The organism is Paraburkholderia fynbosensis, assembly GCF_902859935.1.
Taxonomy (GTDB): Bacteria; Pseudomonadota; Gammaproteobacteria; order Burkholderiales; family Burkholderiaceae; genus Paraburkholderia; species Paraburkholderia fynbosensis.
Genome location: NZ_CADIKI010000083.1, coordinates 1 through 730, shown reverse-complemented (window position 1 = coordinate 730; position 730 = coordinate 1). Strand labels below are relative to the sequence as shown.

1 protein-coding gene is annotated in these 730 nt (G+C 61.5%); it reads right to left on the bottom strand.

The window, feature by feature from the left end:
* Positions 1-184 precede the first annotated feature (184 nt).
* Positions 185-730, bottom strand: a 546-nt coding sequence (locus HV770_RS38100; protein WP_175166539.1) for an NADPH-dependent F420 reductase, incomplete at its 5' end; no start/stop codon positions are given.

Sequence of the window (730 nt, the reverse complement as noted above, 5' to 3'; positions counted from 1 at the left end):
TCTCCTTTCACGTGAAGGGAGAGTCAGTCTGCGCCAATCGCCGATGGGCGCTACGCGACCCATAGCCGCTATTGCGACCGTGTTGGCCAAAGGTCCGCTCTCGAGCGCACAACGGACCTCTCATATTGACCGCGTCTTTCCAGCACGCGGCAACGGACTTCGACAGGTCCGTCGTCGCCTGGCTTCAGGCAGGCTGATCGAAGCTGCCGGGGCTCTTGTCCGAGGCCGTCCACTGCGAAGTACGAGCTCGCTCCGCCTTGCGCAAGCCGGCCTTCAGGCCTTCCGTGTCGAAGTCCTTCGTATAGACTGGCGTGCCGGGCTGGTGACGCCAGGAGTCGTCGATACCGCCATTATCGACGGCATCGAAACCCACTTCGTTGACGAGTTGCATCACTGTCGCCTTGGCGTCGGTGCTATCGCCCGAGACTGGCAGCGCAATCCGCCCCGGTGCGCCTTCCGGCTTGCCGAGATTGCGCAAATGATCCGCGTAGATGTTGTTGAACACCTTGATTACTGGCCGGCCGATCTGCTGCGCGACCCACGCGCTTTCCATCATCCCGGACTCGATCCCCTCGATGCGGCCATCGCGCTCGCGGGGATAATAATTGCCAGTATCGATTACAACCGTGGTTTCCGGCACGTCGTCGAACAGGCCGGCAGGCAGATCGAGCACCTTCTTTTCGGGAATCGTGACCACGATCACTGCTGCACCGCGGACCACATCCGCGAG